This window comes from candidate division WWE3 bacterium (assembly GCA_026396615.1).
In the GTDB taxonomy this organism is placed as follows: Bacteria; Patescibacteriota; WWE3; order JAPLWK01; family JAPLWK01; genus JAPLWK01.
The window spans coordinates 1-14842 of the sequence record JAPLWK010000009.1; the positions used below are offsets into that span (position 1 = coordinate 1).

21 protein-coding genes are annotated in these 14842 nt (G+C 41.6%); 1 reads left to right on the forward strand and 20 read right to left on the reverse strand.

The features are described 5' to 3' along the window. From NT141_02715 to NT141_02725, 3 genes are all read right to left on the reverse strand, one after another. Positions 1-308, reverse strand: a 308-nt coding sequence (locus NT141_02715; protein MCX6783956.1) for a hypothetical protein, incomplete at its 3' end; no start/stop codon positions are given. Between the two features lie 61 nt (positions 309-369). Continuing rightward, positions 370-1578 carry a hypothetical protein gene (locus NT141_02720; GenBank protein ID MCX6783957.1) on the reverse strand — a complete coding sequence of 403 codons (1209 nt, stop codon included), beginning with the start codon at positions 1576-1578 and terminating at the stop codon, positions 370-372. A 207-nt stretch (positions 1579-1785) separates the two neighbouring features. Further along, a complete protein-coding gene (locus tag NT141_02725) occupies positions 1786-2385 on the reverse strand; it encodes a hypothetical protein (GenBank protein MCX6783958.1) in 600 nt (199 codons plus the stop codon). Positions 2386-2485: 100 nt separating this feature from the next. On the opposite strand from NT141_02725, the gene NT141_02730 reads away from it, so the two are divergent. After that, entirely contained in the window at positions 2486-2989 is a 504-nt protein-coding gene (locus NT141_02730) for an NUDIX domain-containing protein (protein MCX6783959.1), read from the forward strand. Positions 2990-3082: 93 nt separating this feature from the next. Here NT141_02730 and mltG read toward each other — a convergent pair whose 3' ends face one another. The 17 genes from mltG to NT141_02815 form a co-directional block, all read right to left on the reverse strand. Continuing rightward, entirely contained in the window at positions 3083-4075 is a 993-nt protein-coding gene (gene mltG / locus NT141_02735) for an endolytic transglycosylase MltG (protein MCX6783960.1), read from the reverse strand. A 5-nt stretch (positions 4076-4080) separates the two neighbouring features. After that, positions 4081-4497, reverse strand: coding sequence for a Holliday junction resolvase RuvX (gene ruvX, locus NT141_02740; GenBank protein ID MCX6783961.1), 417 nt, complete (start codon positions 4495-4497; stop codon positions 4081-4083). After that, on the reverse strand, positions 4494-6014 hold the full coding sequence (locus NT141_02745) for a hypothetical protein (protein MCX6783962.1): 1521 nt from the start codon (positions 6012-6014) through the stop codon (positions 4494-4496). The genes ruvX and NT141_02745 overlap by 4 nt, the downstream gene beginning before the upstream one ends. Then, positions 6011-6541: a cell division FtsA domain-containing protein gene (locus NT141_02750; protein ID MCX6783963.1), complete on the reverse strand. Its 531-nt coding sequence runs from the start codon at positions 6539-6541 to the stop codon at positions 6011-6013. Before NT141_02750 ends, NT141_02745 begins: the two co-directional genes overlap by 4 nt. A gap of 5 nt (positions 6542-6546) precedes the next feature. Beyond that, positions 6547-7143, reverse strand: a complete 597-nt coding sequence (locus NT141_02755) for a hypothetical protein (GenBank protein MCX6783964.1) — start codon at positions 7141-7143, stop codon at positions 6547-6549. A gap of 20 nt (positions 7144-7163) precedes the next feature. Next, positions 7164-7517: a DUF86 domain-containing protein gene (locus tag NT141_02760; protein MCX6783965.1), complete on the reverse strand. Its 354-nt coding sequence runs from the start codon at positions 7515-7517 to the stop codon at positions 7164-7166. After that, positions 7504-7800, reverse strand: a complete 297-nt coding sequence (locus NT141_02765) for a nucleotidyltransferase family protein (protein ID MCX6783966.1) — start codon at positions 7798-7800, stop codon at positions 7504-7506. Before NT141_02765 ends, NT141_02760 begins: the two co-directional genes overlap by 14 nt. Positions 7801-7818: 18 nt before the next feature. Beyond that, positions 7819-9588, reverse strand: coding sequence for an alanine--tRNA ligase (locus NT141_02770; GenBank protein ID MCX6783967.1), 1770 nt, complete (start codon positions 9586-9588; stop codon positions 7819-7821). Positions 9589-9669: 81 nt separating this feature from the next. After that, positions 9670-10017 carry a YtxH domain-containing protein gene (locus NT141_02775; protein MCX6783968.1) on the reverse strand — a complete coding sequence of 116 codons (348 nt, stop codon included), beginning with the start codon at positions 10015-10017 and terminating at the stop codon, positions 9670-9672. After that, a complete protein-coding gene (locus NT141_02780; GenBank protein ID MCX6783969.1) occupies positions 9995-10312 on the reverse strand; it encodes a hypothetical protein in 318 nt (105 codons plus the stop codon). The genes NT141_02775 and NT141_02780 overlap by 23 nt, the downstream gene beginning before the upstream one ends. Positions 10313-10363: 51 nt before the next feature. After that, positions 10364-12565, reverse strand: coding sequence for a DNA translocase FtsK (locus tag NT141_02785; protein MCX6783970.1), 2202 nt, complete (start codon positions 12563-12565; stop codon positions 10364-10366). 56 nt (positions 12566-12621) lie between these two features. Further along, positions 12622-12888 (reverse strand): uL15 family ribosomal protein, encoded by a 267-nt coding sequence (locus NT141_02790; protein ID MCX6783971.1) that lies wholly within the window; start codon positions 12886-12888, stop codon positions 12622-12624. Beyond that, the gene (locus NT141_02795) at positions 12885-13352 is read right to left on the reverse strand and encodes a 30S ribosomal protein S5 (protein MCX6783972.1); all 468 of its coding nucleotides are present in this window, start codon (positions 13350-13352) and stop codon (positions 12885-12887) included. Before NT141_02795 ends, NT141_02790 begins: the two co-directional genes overlap by 4 nt. Positions 13353-13356: 4 nt before the next feature. Further along, positions 13357-13716 (reverse strand): 50S ribosomal protein L18, encoded by a 360-nt coding sequence (gene rplR / locus NT141_02800; protein ID MCX6783973.1) that lies wholly within the window; start codon positions 13714-13716, stop codon positions 13357-13359. A 4-nt stretch (positions 13717-13720) separates the two neighbouring features. Beyond that, complete coding sequence (rplF, locus tag NT141_02805) at positions 13721-14266, reverse strand: 50S ribosomal protein L6 (protein ID MCX6783974.1); 546 nt, start codon at positions 14264-14266, stop codon at positions 13721-13723. A gap of 9 nt (positions 14267-14275) precedes the next feature. Then, the gene (gene rpsH / locus NT141_02810) at positions 14276-14656 is read right to left on the reverse strand and encodes a 30S ribosomal protein S8 (protein ID MCX6783975.1); all 381 of its coding nucleotides are present in this window, start codon (positions 14654-14656) and stop codon (positions 14276-14278) included. A gap of 1 nt (position 14657) precedes the next feature. Continuing rightward, the gene (locus NT141_02815) at positions 14658-14837 is read right to left on the reverse strand and encodes a type Z 30S ribosomal protein S14 (protein MCX6783976.1); all 180 of its coding nucleotides are present in this window, start codon (positions 14835-14837) and stop codon (positions 14658-14660) included. Positions 14838-14842: the final 5 nt, after the last annotated feature.

Genomic DNA, 14842 nt, shown 5'->3' on the forward strand with positions numbered 1-14842 from the left:
ATTGAACCGTCGGTATTAATTACACGAGCCATAGTAAAACCAGTTATAGCCTTAGTAGCATCCGTAGATAAATCACCAGGAGCAATTTTGTAGGCCATTTTGGCGATTGCGGAATCAGCTAACTTGTCGCCTTTTTTTAACATTGGTAAATCTGTTTTAGCGGGAGCTTTTTCGGGCTCAGCGGATACCGTAGTCCTTTGGGTTATTACTGCGCTATTAGTATTCCTATTTTTAATAATGTAGCCACCTTCTACTAGAGCCACAATTAGTAAACCAACGATCGTTAAATTTTTTAAAGAGTTATTCATAACTATATAGACTACCATCTATACAGTTAAGTGTAAAGTGGAATTATCTTGATGATCTATATTAGTTATTTAAGAATTTAAATGAGGAAAGGATGTCAGTTAAGTCCTTAACGATTTTGTCGTTTTTATTTAAAAAACTGAAAGTAACTTTAATAACATGCCCAGGATTAGAAGAAGATTCCAAATAAATATATCGACTGCTTCCCCGCGCAACAACGTCAAACATTAATCCTGAGTTACTTCCAAACTTTACAGGAGTTATATCTGTATAACAAGGACAGTTCCCGCTTGGGTTTGGGTCAGGACCCCAAGCACTAAAAGAACGGTCATTCTGAACATATTGCTCTAATGTTTTACCATAGATATATATTGGAGAAAATACGATCAATTCTGGGAAACCGGCGCTCAAAGTAAGACCTTTAAGCACAATATCGGAAGCTTCGGCTAAAGTATAGATTGCGGGATAATTAAAAGTGAAAGCGCTATTTCTAGAATCTTTGTATGTCTTCCAGGTGCTCGTACCAACCGCCGATTCGATCCCTTTAGCAGAATCTATGAAGTTAAATGTAGAAATCATTTGGTTAAATTGAGTTAAGTATTTAGATCTGTCTTTATTTGTAGCTACGCTGTCGTATATCCAAAGTATATAGCTAGCACCGTCTTTTATGGTTTCGTATTTAGTAATAGGTAGTGGGTCAAATCCTCCCGCATATCTGTAAGATGCCGCTGGTGAGCCCCCTAAAATTGTCCTCTTAACATCTATATTATTAGTATCTCCCAAAATATGTTTTTGAAAATATTGGTCAAACGGTAAGTTGGAAATTTTATTAGTACTAACTAAAATAACACCAACGACATCATCCACATTATCTAAAGCAGCGCCATTGTTACCAACCGGTACAATTCTTACTTCATCAATACAACCTTCGCATCCGGAAATGGCAACCATTTTCAAAGAATCTTGTGGGTACTTAATCGAGAAATTTCCTTTTTGGCTAGTGTAAGTCTTCCAGTCGGCGGTGGGATCGGAGGTTGCGGATGCGGTGGCGGTGGTGGTTTTGGTCGGAGTAACGGCATTGTTAGTGGTGGTTGGATTTAAAGTTTGAGATTTGCCAAAGTAATAAGCAGAGTAGACTAAGCTACCAACAATGAAAAGACTTATGACCACAATAATAATGCTAATCAAGGTACGATGGTTACTCTTAATGGGAGGCTCTGGAATGTTAGGCGCCGTTGTTGGTTGATTTACGGGTGAATTATCAGTTGGCACAGTTTAAATATATATATTTGTAGTGGCGTTGTCAACATTTTACCTATCGCCGAGGGCGCATCATGATGCGCCCCTACTTGATCGAGAGAAGGCCTCCCAAAGTTCAACGTGACGAACCTTCGGTTCTACCAATTTCGCGGCAAAATTGTAGGGGCGATTCATAAATCGCCCTCAACCGTAACAAGTCTCTACATTGATCATTATCCTTTATGGTTTTTGAAGATACAATTTAAACCTGCTGTCGTGTGTCATCTGCTCGTTTAGTAAATCACGAATAATTTCGGAACGGCTTTTTTTATATTTGCTAGCAGCCCAATCTAAAAAATATTTTTGTCTTTTTTTTAAAACAATATTATAACGCCCGTCACCATCTTCAAGTGACGAGTAATTTAAGAACTCAGCAATAATATCTTTATAATTAACGAGCGTATATGTTTTGAGAGTTAAGTAAGGAGAATCCAGGGCCTCAATGTATGAATCCGGGAAGGTATTTTCGCGTTTTAAGCGCAACACTAAAACTGGTTTGTGCTGCTGCAAAGTATATGTTATCTGATGCGACGTACTAAAGTTAGGAACAGTGAATTCAATTACCGAAACATCTGCGGTATCGATTGCATGTAAAACATGGCGGTAAACATCTTTAATATCTCGACGAGACTGAGGGTTATCCTCAATCCATTTCCCGCACTCACCGATCCAATCATCTGTTAAAACGTGACCCTGATCTAGGAGGTACTGCCGAATCTTAAGGTAGTAATCTTTATATACTTTGTAATTTAAGGTGGTGGTGCCAAACCAAATTTTCATATGTGTAAATCTTAATCTTTATGTGTAATGACTACACACTTAATTAATGGTAATTATATACATGTCGCGATAAATATCAACTTAAAAATAAGGAGTAATTATGGGAATAATCTATACCATTTGTTTTCTATTTCGAGTAAATAACGGGATTAAAGAAATCTGCTTAGGCGAGAAGTTAAAAGGTTTTAGAAAAGGAACCCTAAACGGCTCTGGAGGTAAACTAAAAGCTGGTGAAACTTACAAAGATTGCGCTATTAGAGAAACTACCGAAGAATTTGGTATTAAAGTTCTAGATATCGAGAAATACGGAGAGGTCTATTTTTATGATCCTGGTTTAACACACGAATGCCACGTATATGTGGTTAAACAGTGGCATGGTGAACCACACAAAGTGTATAACAGCGATACAGGAGAACCAGAGATGGATCCACACTGGTATTCGATTGACGCTATCCCCTATGAAAGGATGGGCACGACCGATAAGTACTGGCTTAAACCACTACTGGCAGGTGGTAAATTTAAAGCTAGTTTTCGGTATGACGCTAACGATCAAATGTATGATCCTAAATTAGAGGAGTTGCTACCAGAGTATAACTTTGAGTAGGATTGGCAGGTTTTGGCAAAATAAATCCAAGACCTGCTTTTTGTTATGTTGAAAATCAATTGAGGGTAAACACATAGGTCGACCCCTACAATGTTACAAGTATTTCGAAATGTTTTGATTGTGTTCTTCTATGGTTTTAGCGTAGTGAAAAACGCCTTTAGAATCAGAAAGGTAGTACATAAAGTCGGATTTGGTGGGAAAGGCCACGGCCGTAAGGGCGCTAAGGCCAGGGTTACAAATAGGACCCGGTGGTAAGCCTTTGTTTACATAGGTATTGTAAGGGGAGTTAATTCTTAAATCCGAGGCCGATATTTTACGGGGCCACCAAGTACAGTTGTTCCGCCCTAAACAGGTTTCGGAAGCGGCAGCGTATTGAACAGTGGCATCAACATTTAAAAACCATTCGGCTTTAAGACGATTAAATAAAATTCCGGCTACCATTTTTTGATCTTCGGAATTACTGGCTTCACGCTCAACTAGTGAAGCTAAGGTAGCGGCTTGCAGTACACTGATATTTGACTTGGTATAAGCCTCTTTAATTTCTGGGGCCAGTTTATCGGTGAAAGTGCGATTAAGTAAATCTACCACTGCCGCGGCGTTTACCTGTTGCGGAGTAAAATAAGTGTCGGGGAAAAGCATGCCTTCAAGGCTAGCGGAAGCCTTTAAGAAATCTCCGTAAGCTGCAGGAGCTTGCAAATGCTCGGCCAAGTATGTCGCCATCTCTTCCCGACGCCAGCCCTCCAAGAACGTTAACCGTAAATCCCCAGGCCCGGAAGTTAACACATTTAATATCCCATCGATAGTTAGATTATTAGGAATCTTGTAATGACCTACTTGAACAAGATTACCGCGTTTATCAAAATGAGCGTACACCCGAAACAAATTCTCCGAATTTATTAATTTTTTAGTGAATAAATCTTTACCAATCTCACTTAAACTTTCGCCGTTTTTAACATCAAAAGCTATCTCACTACCATCACCAAAGTTAGGCCTCTTAATGGCTAAAAAAACATAAGCTATGGAAAAAAGAGTAATAAAAACAAAAATGGTGCCAAAAATTAAGAGTTTACTTTTAGTTGGTTGCATAAAATTTATACCAAAATCGCGTCTTCTGATTTTAACAAATAGCGCTCTAAAATAATAGTCGCCGCCATGCTGTCCAAGTGACGACGGGCGTGAGCTGGAGTATCCAAATCAATTGACCGCGCCAACGCCTCTTGCGACGAGTAACTTTCCGGAAACAAGCAGATCGGTAGCGACGAACGTCGTTTTAAAAACTGAGCAAACTTTTGCGTTAATGTACTCTGAGGATTGATTGCCCCATCCGACGACAAAGGGTAGCCAATAATGATTTTTTCGACGTCACTGCCGACAATTATTTTGATTAATTCGAAAGCCGCACTTTCCCAATTCCTGGAATCAATGGATGTGAGTGGTGAAGCAACATCGCCTTCCGCCAACGCCAAGCCCAAAAAACGCATCCCAAAGTCAATCCCGAGTAATCTCATAATTTTGAAACAACGACGTTGATGTGACTGGGAACTTTAGGCATCCGTGATCCAAAGTTTAGAATGGCAGGCGTAATGTCAATTTTATAAGAGTCAATATTGGGTAGCAGTTCCAAATAATGCTTAGCGTAGGCCAAACTTTGACCGGCCAAACTATTTTGAATATCAGCGGTGACATATTTGGGAACGACTGCGGACGTACCTTTAATAATCATTTGCGGATGAGTAGTCTCTAAAGTATCGGTTATCAAACTCATATCGATCTGTTTTTCTTCCGGCGATAAAGTGTAATTTTGAGGGACAAGCGCCTGCATTAATGCCTTCCACAGAGTTTTTACATTGTCCTCTTTAAAAGCATAAGTTGTTGACACCGCCGTGGCCGTTAAATTTAGATTATCGGCCTTTTCCCCGAGTCCCTTGTCAAAATTTTGGCCGACTACGGCGAAATCGGTGCCAATGCTGGGCGATATTAAACCAACCGGAATGGCAGACGTAAACTTCTGTTTAATAGCTTCAACCAGTTGCGCGGTAACGGTATCTAAAAGCTTTTTTTGATCGACCTCGGCTACCACCGCCACTTTATTTTGCTTACCACCGGAAAATCCATTATCGTTTTGAGCGATAAAATTATTTGGGCTTTCATCAGCCACGCTTAATTGCGACCCACCAGCAATGTTGAACTGGTCACCGTAGGACTGAGCCGTCACTGTCGCCGTCACCTTACCATACTCATAAGTAGTGGTTTCGCCTTGCGGAGTGGCGGAGACGGTAGCCACAGACCGAGCGGGAACGTTAATTTCCTTGTCTAAATTAAAGGCTAAATTATTATTACTGGTGGTAACTAGAGAAATCAAGGTATTCTTGGGGAAAGTTTTAGCATGATCGGTTTTATTAAGAACCGTAATTGTCCCTTTGGCATAGTCGCCCTCGATTTTAGTCCCGGTCGTCGCTGCTCCCGCAGAGGCCGTGGCGTAAATTACAATCTTTTGGGCCGGTAATATTGCCTGGGCGCTGTCAACAGCGGTTGCCGCCTCCGACAAATTTACGACCAAGCTTTTGGCTAAAGAATCAGTCGAAAACTTAAGAGTCACTGTAGCCCTTGGTAAATTTGTTAAAAAGACCCCACTAATAATTACCAATAAAATTCCGGCAACAACAATTGCCCCAAAGATAATCCCAAATTTAGCCGGCCGGAATCGTTTAAAATTAAAAGAACTGATTATCTTTTTAACATCGAATTTAGACTTTAGTAACTCTGGAGCAGCAACCGGTGCCACCACTACCAGCTCTGTCCCGAAAATACCGCCTATTAAAGCCTCGGACTGCGGATCGGTTCCTTTAAATTCCAAACTCTTGCCCAAATCCAGAGCTTCCTTAGTTAATAGCTTTAAATTAATAACATTATCTAAAATTGGCAGTCCGGATTTAACAACAACTTCGATTGTATTATCAGGATTTGCCCGAATTTTTTTTAATAAAGTTATAAAATTATCGTTTTCAGTGGCTGCGAATGTCATAAATTAAGTAGACCAATCGCTATTGCGGGAAGATATTCCGGACCTAAAATATTATCACTAGGAAGACCTAAGTCTGGAGGCATTAAATTTCTAACCTTTAATTCGCCTTTTATGGGTAAATTATGAGACCAAGCGGGATCGGAAATAAACTTCACAACATCCGGTAGCAAACTGCCACCACCGCTAATCAAAATTTCAGATGGTAATAATTTTATCCCTTCGATATCGGAAAGCCCTACTTCCAAACCCTTTAAAAACACCGGAATTAAATCTTTAAGAGACTCCGAAATTAATGCGAGTTGATCTTCGGGTAGCCGTTTTTCCCCGTAGGAAATTTTCTTTAGTTCCGCTTCGTTAATACTGTTACCGAGGCGTTCGGAAATGATTTGACTAAAAAAGCGACCCCCCAGTCCCAAGGTCCGATTGCCTGTAATTCCGCCCCCAAAGATAACCGCAATATCTGTTGTCTCGCCGCCAATGTCCAGTAAAATCGTGTTTAAAGCCCCGGTATAATTCTTTTTTAGCACTGCTCCTAAAGAATATAAAGAACTTCGAAAATTAGACTGACAGCTTGTATAAAAGAGGTAGTTACAGCCAATTCTAAAACCTCACCCTTCATACCAACTAAATTGTCGGCATTAAAATTATCGACTTTAGCCATGAATTTATCGGAATGTAGTAACTTTAACTCAAAATCGCTACCGCAAAGAATGGCGAATTCCTTAGAGGCTTCTATATTGGCCGCTTCTTCAATTTGCCGCCGAGTGCTAGCTAATTCTTTTTCGGAAATAGAATTTTCTGGACTGGGGCGAGTTAAACGCGCTGAAGTGGTTAAACACTGCACCATTTCGCCACTTAAACTAACGTAAACATTTTTAATAGGATATTTAAAAGTTGAAGAAACCTCTTCTAAAGCTTGACGACAGGACTCAAGCACCCCCAGTTCACTAATAATTAAACCACCTCGCACCGCGCCATCCGGCAAACTTTGCTTAGCGTATGATTTGACCTGCGGCTTCCCGTCGACATTTTCAAAAGCCATCACTTTCACGAAATCAGTCCCCACATCAAGAACGAGATACGACGATAAACTTTGTGATTTAGGCAGAAGTTTAGCAAAAAGATCCATTACGGTTAAGTATACAATTATTAATTAAAATTTTTCAGAATTGATTCAATGGAAGTTTTTAGAGTAATAATGTCCTCAGCTGCCACTTTCCACACCTCTTCCCAATCAACATCGTTGTATTCGTGCACTATTCTGTCCCGCATGCCAGCCATTTCTCGCCACGGAATATCCGGATACTTAATTCTAAATGATTCTTCGACTTTCTTCGCTGCCTCACCGATTATCTCAATGTTGCGAACAATCGCATCTTGATAAAGTCCTTTACCTTCGATAAAGTCCTCCTTCTTCGGAGCATCCTGAAAATAAAGCTCAATTGCCTTAATTGCTTCCAAAATATCCTTTAAGTAAGGCAAATAATTTTTACTTTTTCTCATACAAGGTAATTACATCTTGAAGAACGCTGGGGCTAATGTATTTGTTCAAAGATTTTTTAGTTACCAAATCAACCTTTCGATTATTAAAGATATTTTCGGAGAGATCATATTCGATACCGACGTGACGAAGTAGGCTGGGAGTTTCCAAAAACTCCACCAGCAGATCAATATCGCTTTTAGAGTCGGCCTCGCCTCTCGCGAAAGATCCAAAAAGCCCCAAATACGAAATCTGATTCTTCTGACATAGTTTATTTAAATTTTCCTGTTCGTAATGTAATTGCATAGTTAAATTATAGCAATTTTAATCCAGTACAGCTTTGATGCGTCTGACCCCGGCAGAAACCGCTTCTTCTTTAACGATCTTGAAATGACCTAACTCTGAAATATTAGTAACATGCGGTCCAGTACAGGCTTCGACTGAGAAATCGCCGATTTGGTAGACTTTAACCTGGTCGCCATATTTAGTCTCAAACAGTAACGTCGCCCCTAAAGACCGCGCTTCATCTGGGGACATAACACTAAATTTGACCGGTAACGCCTCTTTAATTTTCTGGTTAACGATGTCCTCAACTTTCTGAAGTACCAGAGCTTCGACCTTTTGAGGATAAGAAAAGTCAAAACGCAAGCGTTCCGACGTAATATTACTACCCTTTTGGTTGACATCTTTGCCTAAAACTTGACGTAAAGCTTCGTGCAGAAGGTGAGTGGCGGTGTGATATTTAACTACTTGAACAGATTCGTCAACTAAGCCACTTTTAAACATGCCCGCTGAAGCCGTTCGAGATTGCTCCTGATGGGCTTTTAAATCTTTATTAAAGGATTCTTTATCTAAAACTAAACCTTTCTCCTGGTAAATCTCTTCCGTCACCTCAATTGGAAAGCCATACGACTGATACAAGTCAAACGGTGAAATTTGACCAATTTTACTTAGGCCTAAATTAAGAGTTTTTCCAAAACGATCGCGTTCCTCAAGCACAACTGCCAAGATGTTTTCAACAGTGGTGTTTTTAAAATAATCTGTTGAACCGTAAGTTTCAAAAACAGCTGTCACGACGCTATTATAAACATTGTCAGTGAGGATATCGGAGGTTTTACCACTCATTTTCTGCATTTTTACCATAGCTCGACGCATTAAACGCCTTAAAAAATATCCTTGTAATTTATTGTCGGGACGCACCCCATCGGCAATTAAAAAGACCGCCGCCTTTAGATGGTCAGCAATTATTTGGCAATCACTTTTTATGTCACGTCCGTTACTAGCACCACAAGTTGAAGCAGCAACTGCGGTAATATTTGTAAATAAATCTGACTGAAATACGTCCGGATTATCGTTTACAACCGCAAGCAATCGCTCAAGCCCCCCACCAAAATCAATATTTCTCTGGATTAAAGGTTCAAAACCTCTCTCCGTTTTTTTGTAGGTCATAAAAACACTATTTCCAAATTCTAAAAAGCGACCACAATCACAATTTGGATGACAGTGCTCGCCGTATTTTGGATTATGGGGGACGTTTGGAAACTCAAAGAAAATCTCAGAATCAGGTCCTCCGGGTTCCCCTACTGGCATCTGATCGGGAGTTCCCGAGCGACTCCACCAGTTTTTCTCAACGCCATAAAAATAGATATGATTTTCAGGAATTCCTAAACTTTTCCAAATCGAGGCCGTTTCTTCATCTTTAGGAATTAAATCATTTCCTTCAAACACCGAAACGTACAAACGGTCAACTGGAATCTGAAGTTCATTGGTAAGTAACTCGTATAACCAAGTCAACTGCTCTTTCTTAAAGTAATCTCCAAGTGACCAATTTCCAAGCATTTCAAAAAAAGTGTTGTGGCGGGAATCGCCGACCTCATCAATATCCTGGGTTCTAAAGCATTTTTGAGAGTCTACTAGACGAGTCCCTAAAGGATGATTGTCACCTAAAAGATAAGGTATCATCGGTTGCATCCCAGCACTGGTAAAAAGTGTGGTCGGATCGTTTTCGGGAACTAAAGAAGCCGAGGGAATAATTTTATGTCCCCTAGAAACAAAGAAATCGAGATATTTTTGGCGTAATTCGGAGGAGGTCATGTGGCAATTATATTACAAACCGTATAAAACAGACAGAGACGCATTGTAATGCGTCTCTACAGGTTTATCCGACGTGATTAATTATTGATTAAACAACTTCTTAATCGGCCGCGTTACTTTCTTAATTTCTTTACGGTGATCATCTACAAAATCTTCGACTTGACCGCGAGCTTCTGTGGCTCGGTCTGACACCTCTTCCGCCATATTGGAGAGGCTATCTTCAAATTCCTCTACGTAAGGCTCAGCCGCTTCCGCCACTTCCCGAGCCACCTTACGAGCTTTTTTTTGCAAATGACGACCGGAAACTACTAAGGATTCCCGAGTTTCCTCGCCGCTTGCCGGAGCGAATAAAATCCCCGCCGCCGCCCCCAAGACTGCTCCCAGAAGGACTCCTAACGTAAAACTTTCACCGGAGTGGTGTTCGCACATTTCTACCTCCTTTCTCTTCTCTCAAAATAGATGAGACACTACCGCGTTTATCCATTAGATCTTTAATAAAATTAAATGAAGATAGCCCGGCCGAAAGGGTCCCCAAAACACCGCTGGTGTTAATGACCGGCACGGAAACGGCCTCGGCCATATTATTAGTGGTATCAAGTAGAACGTTAACCTTTTTAATAGTTTCCCGAGCTTCTTTAAGAATTAAAGCAATATAAACACCTACTAACATGAGGTTGAGTGAGAGAAGACCGATAATAATGATAAGCAGTGTATTAGTATCCATGGCAGTAATTAATACTTTAGAGTGAATAAAGGCGACCGTCAACGCCCAAAACTAACCTTCGCTATCGCCTCGACTTAAGACATCGCGGGGCTTGCTGCCATTGGGGGCACTCACTATTCCAGCTGCCTCCAGTTGATCGAGTAACCTCGCAGCCCGGGCGTAACCAATTTTAAAGCGCCGCTGTAAAAGTGAGGAAGAAGCTGTGTCATTTTGTTGAACCATAGATTTGGCCTCCGAAAAAAGCTCATCACGATCGTTGCTTGTAGCACTATCGCCACCCATAGAGGTATCAACCGACAATTTAGGGTTAATAACCTCTTCTTTGTATTCCGGAGTGACATTCGAATTTCGCAGAAACTCGGTTAAGCCGTTAATTTCGGCATCACTAACGTATACTCCCTGAATTCGCTTGGGTTTACTGGCTTCCGGCGGCACATACAACATATCGCCCCGCCCTAGTAGTTTTTCGGCCCCCGGTTGATCAATAATCACTCGCGAATCGATTTGAGAGGTGACGTTAAAGGCCACTCGAGTTGGAATATTGGCTTTAATAAGACCGGTTAAAACGTCTACTGATGGTCGCTGAGTAGCCAGGACCAAATGAATGCCCACCGCTCGGGCCATTTGGGCAAGGCGACAAATGGATTTTTCAATTTCAACCGGCGCCACGTGCATTAAATCAGCGAATTCGTCAACGACGATAACAATGTAAGGTAAAGCTTGGAAGCCAGACAGCTCGTTATAGCCACTAATATTTCTAACTTTAGCACTTTCAAAAAGACGGTAGCGACGCTCCATTTCCGAAACCGCCCATCGCAAGGCTTTTAAAGCGTTATCCGGTTCAGTAATAACCGGGGTGATTAAGTGGGGAATGTCTTCATAGGCTGTAAACTCCACGCGTTTTGGATCTATTAAAATAAATTTGACCTCGCTGGGAGAAGCCCTAAACAAAATTGAGGAAATAAAAGCATTAATTAAAACCGATTTACCGCTACCGGTACTACCGGCGACTAAAATGTGTGGCATACGGGTAATATCCGCCATAATCGCCGTCCCCGCAACATCAAGCCCTAAAGCCACGGTGAGCTTAGATTTGGAATTTTTCATCACCTCCGAAGTTAAAACATTCCGTAAAGTCACTAGTGATGGGGAGAAGTTCGGGACCTCGATGCCAACCAGTGAACGCCCAGGAATAGGCGCTTCGACGCGAACCTGACCGTTGGGAGAGGACAGGGCCATCGCCAAATCATTTTGGAGGCTAACCACTTTAGCAATTTTAGTGCCAATTGGTGATTCCAAAGCGTATTGAGTAACGGCCGGACCGGGATTAACCTCCACCACTTTCGCCCGAATGCCAAAAGAATCAAGCGTGTTTTCGATAATGCCCGCTCGCAACTTGGGATCGCCGTAATCTCCGGCCTTAATCGGCGCGTCAGAAAGTAAAGTTAAAGGCGGGTACTCCCACACATGGTCCGAAAAAGGCATATTAGTAACCGTTTCCTCTTTTAGAGTGACTTTCTCTCCCAGTTCTCGCTTTTTAAAAGGCTCCGCGGTCTTGGGAGTTTCCTCCGTTACCGGCTCCCTGGGGCTATCTATAATTTCAAAATTAGCGCCTTTAATTTTTAGTTCCGAAACCGGCTTTATAATTTCAATATCCGGATCATCGATATCGGCTGCGACCTCTGCTTCTGTTTTTTTAGCCACCGCCGCCTCTTGAAGGGATTTAAACAACCCAATTATTGCCTTAAATAAAACCATAAACAGAGAAGCTATAGCCCGCAATAACCAACTAATAAACTTAAGAGCGTTTTCAATTGAAGCGTTAAAGGAAATAATAAAAGAAATCAGAAAACCGGCCACCGCGATAAAGAGAATACCGAGAGCTGGAATAAACCTGGTTAAACTACTATAAAGCGCTCCCGCCAACACCCCGCCTTTTTCAATAGATATGTATGATCCTAATAGCAAAAACGACACCCAAAAAGTTAGAGCCCCAAATAGCACTCGCAGTTCAATTAGCGGGAGTTTTAGCCGGCGCCACAAAATTAAACCGGTAAAGATAAGTAACACCGGTATAAACCAACTGCCCCAACCAAAGAGATGTTTTATATAATTACTGGGAGCGGAATTGCTGCCGGAATAAAGGAGCAACCCGGTTAACAGGGCAGCTAAAATGAGAAGGACCGAGGCAGTAGAAGTAACACTGCCTTTCTTTAATTTAAATTTAATCGCTCGTTTTCGTCCCCTGGCCACCCTTTAATTGTAGCAGAAAGATTGGAATTACTTGAAGACTTGTTTAGAGGAAGAAATTATTTAACCTTGTATCGAATCCGCTTGCGTTTGGCTTTGGGGTTGTTGGCCGGATTTTTGACGCCGCGCTTCCAACCGAGCCCCTTGGTTAAACGACTTTGACCGCCTTGAAAGAAAGCCGAAATTTTACCGGTACCCTCACGACTATTTTGACCCTTATCACCCCGCCCAGATTTAGAACCCTTGCCGGAGCCATAGCCTTGACCAAGACGCTTGTTTGGTTTATTCCAGCCTTTTAATTGTGGTAAAGAATGTATGGTAATCATGTTCTCTTAGCAATTGTGGCTGACAATAATTTTAAAGCCTTCACTGTAGCGTAAGCGTTATTAATTTTGTTGTTATTACCAAGCATTTTAGCGGAAACATCGTGCACCCCGCCCAAATCCAAAATAATCCGTAAAGCGCCACCGGCAATAAGTCCACTGCCCGCGGGAGCCGGCTTTAAAAGAACAGAAGCCCCACCAAACTTCGTAGCTACCACTCCGGGAATAGTGTTATTACGCAGCGGAATAGTAAATAACGCCCGCTTCGCTTTGGAAACAGCCTTATGAAGAGCTGTTGCGACCTCGGGAGCTTTGCCTAAAGCAACACCAACTTGACCTTTGCGATTTCCAATACACACCAAGACCGCATAACCAACTTTATTTCCACCCTTAATTTTTTTACTGGTCCGATTATTTTGGATAATCTTTTCTTCGTATTCACTTTTTTCCCGTGGTTGATAAGCCATAATTTTAAATTATTAAACCTGCCGCGCGAATGCCATCCGCGAGACGTGCGACCCGACCATGATACAAATAACCGTTACGATCAAAAACACCTGATTTAATTCCCGCCTTAATAGACTTTTCGCCAAAGAGTTTTCCCACTAATTCCGCCCGCTCTGATTTATTCTTTTTTTGCTCCGCGGCCGTTAAATCAAAATCTGAAGCGTAGGCTAAAGTGGCCGCTTTATCATCGTTGATTGCCTGCACGATCATTCGAGTATTAGTGCGACGAACGCTAATTCGAGGACTTTCGGACGAACCCCAAACCTTGGCCCGGACTCGGATCTTGCGTCTTTCTAAATTTGTTCTTTTAGTTACAGCAGCCATAAAATTACTTGCTAGCGCCGGCCTTCCCCGACTTCCCGGCCTTACGACGAATTATCTCACCGGCGTATTTAATTCCTTTACCCTTGTACGGTTCCGGTTTGCGAATCTTTCGAATCTTGGCGGCCGTTTGGCCCACTAAATTCTTGCTGTTACCGCTTAACGTTATTTTAGTGTTAGCCTCCACAACAGCAGTAATGCCCTCGGGAATCTCAAAAAGAACCACGTGTGAATAGCCAGCGGTAACTTCTAAAATTTGACCTTTAACAATCGATTTAAAACCAACCCCGACCATTTCCAAGGATTTAGTCCAACCGGTTGAGACCCCAATGACGGCGTTATTAATTAGAGCCCGAGTGGTACCCCAAGACGGATACAGTAGCTCTTTTTCACAAGTGACGTTGACTTTATCGTCCTGTACGTTAACGTGAATTCCTTGGGGAAAAGAGACCATTTGATCCCCTTTAGACCCATGCACCAAAACTTCACGGTCCTTAACCGTTACGGCAACACCCATTGGTATTACGACCGGTAATTTTCCAATTCTAGACATAATAAATAATTACCAAACTTCAAATAAAACTTCGCCGCCAATTTTTAATTTTCGAGCTTCACGATCAGTTAAGATGCCTTTTGGAGTAGACAAAACAGCCACTCCCATGCCTCCCAGCACCGGATTTAAATCTGCGTAACCTTTGTAAACCCGTAAGCCGGATTTAGAAATCCGTCGAATTCCTGATAATTTACTTGTAGGCATTACATGCAAACTTTTATAGCTAACTTTGCTTTCTTTAAAAACTCTGACCTCTGAAACATAACCAAGTTTTTCGAGCAACTTGGCAATATGCTCATTAAGCTTTGTTAAAGGTAGTTCTACCGCTTTTTGAGTGGCGGCGGCGTTTTTAATTCTAATTATAAAATCGGCAACAGTATCATTAACCATATTATATTTTAGCTACTCCCGGTATCTCGCCTTTAAGCGCAAGTTCTCGAAAACAGATCCTACAAATTCCAAAACGGCGAATAAAACCGTGCCTCCGACCACAAAGCGCACAGCGGTTATACTTGCGAGTCGAAAATTTCGGGGTTTGCTTTTGTTTAATTACCAAACATTTTTTAGCCATAAATA

Excerpts from the sequence above, each read along its gene's own strand:
- NT141_02725 (MCX6783958.1), bottom strand. The coding sequence starts at position 2,385 with ATGAAAATTTGGTTTGGCACCACCACCTTAAATTACAAAGTATATAAA.
- NT141_02730 (MCX6783959.1), top strand. The coding sequence starts at position 2,486 with ATGGGAATAATCTATACCATTTGTTTTCTATTTCGAGTAAATAACGGG.
- mltG (MCX6783960.1), bottom strand. The coding sequence starts at position 4,075 with ATGCAACCAACTAAAAGTAAACTCTTAATTTTTGGCACCATTTTTGTT.
- ruvX (MCX6783961.1), bottom strand. The coding sequence starts at position 4,497 with ATGAGATTACTCGGGATTGACTTTGGGATGCGTTTTTTGGGCTTGGCG.
- NT141_02745 (MCX6783962.1), bottom strand. The coding sequence starts at position 6,014 with ATGACATTCGCAGCCACTGAAAACGATAATTTTATAACTTTATTAAAA.
- NT141_02755 (MCX6783964.1), bottom strand. The coding sequence starts at position 7,143 with ATGGATCTTTTTGCTAAACTTCTGCCTAAATCACAAAGTTTATCGTCG.
- NT141_02760 (MCX6783965.1), bottom strand. The coding sequence starts at position 7,517 with ATGAGAAAAAGTAAAAATTATTTGCCTTACTTAAAGGATATTTTGGAA.
- NT141_02765 (MCX6783966.1), bottom strand. The coding sequence starts at position 7,800 with ATGCAATTACATTACGAACAGGAAAATTTAAATAAACTATGTCAGAAG.
- NT141_02770 (MCX6783967.1), bottom strand. The coding sequence starts at position 9,588 with ATGACCTCCTCCGAATTACGCCAAAAATATCTCGATTTCTTTGTTTCT.
- NT141_02775 (MCX6783968.1), bottom strand. The coding sequence starts at position 10,017 with ATGTGCGAACACCACTCCGGTGAAAGTTTTACGTTAGGAGTCCTTCTG.
- NT141_02780 (MCX6783969.1), bottom strand. The coding sequence starts at position 10,312 with ATGGATACTAATACACTGCTTATCATTATTATCGGTCTTCTCTCACTC.
- NT141_02790 (MCX6783971.1), bottom strand. The coding sequence starts at position 12,888 with ATGATTACCATACATTCTTTACCACAATTAAAAGGCTGGAATAAACCA.
- NT141_02795 (MCX6783972.1), bottom strand. The coding sequence starts at position 13,352 with ATGGCTTATCAACCACGGGAAAAAAGTGAATACGAAGAAAAGATTATC.
- rplR (MCX6783973.1), bottom strand. The coding sequence starts at position 13,716 with ATGGCTGCTGTAACTAAAAGAACAAATTTAGAAAGACGCAAGATCCGA.
- rplF (MCX6783974.1), bottom strand. The coding sequence starts at position 14,266 with ATGTCTAGAATTGGAAAATTACCGGTCGTAATACCAATGGGTGTTGCC.
- rpsH (MCX6783975.1), bottom strand. The coding sequence starts at position 14,656 with ATGGTTAATGATACTGTTGCCGATTTTATAATTAGAATTAAAAACGCC.
- NT141_02815 (MCX6783976.1), bottom strand. The coding sequence starts at position 14,837 with ATGGCTAAAAAATGTTTGGTAATTAAACAAAAGCAAACCCCGAAATTT.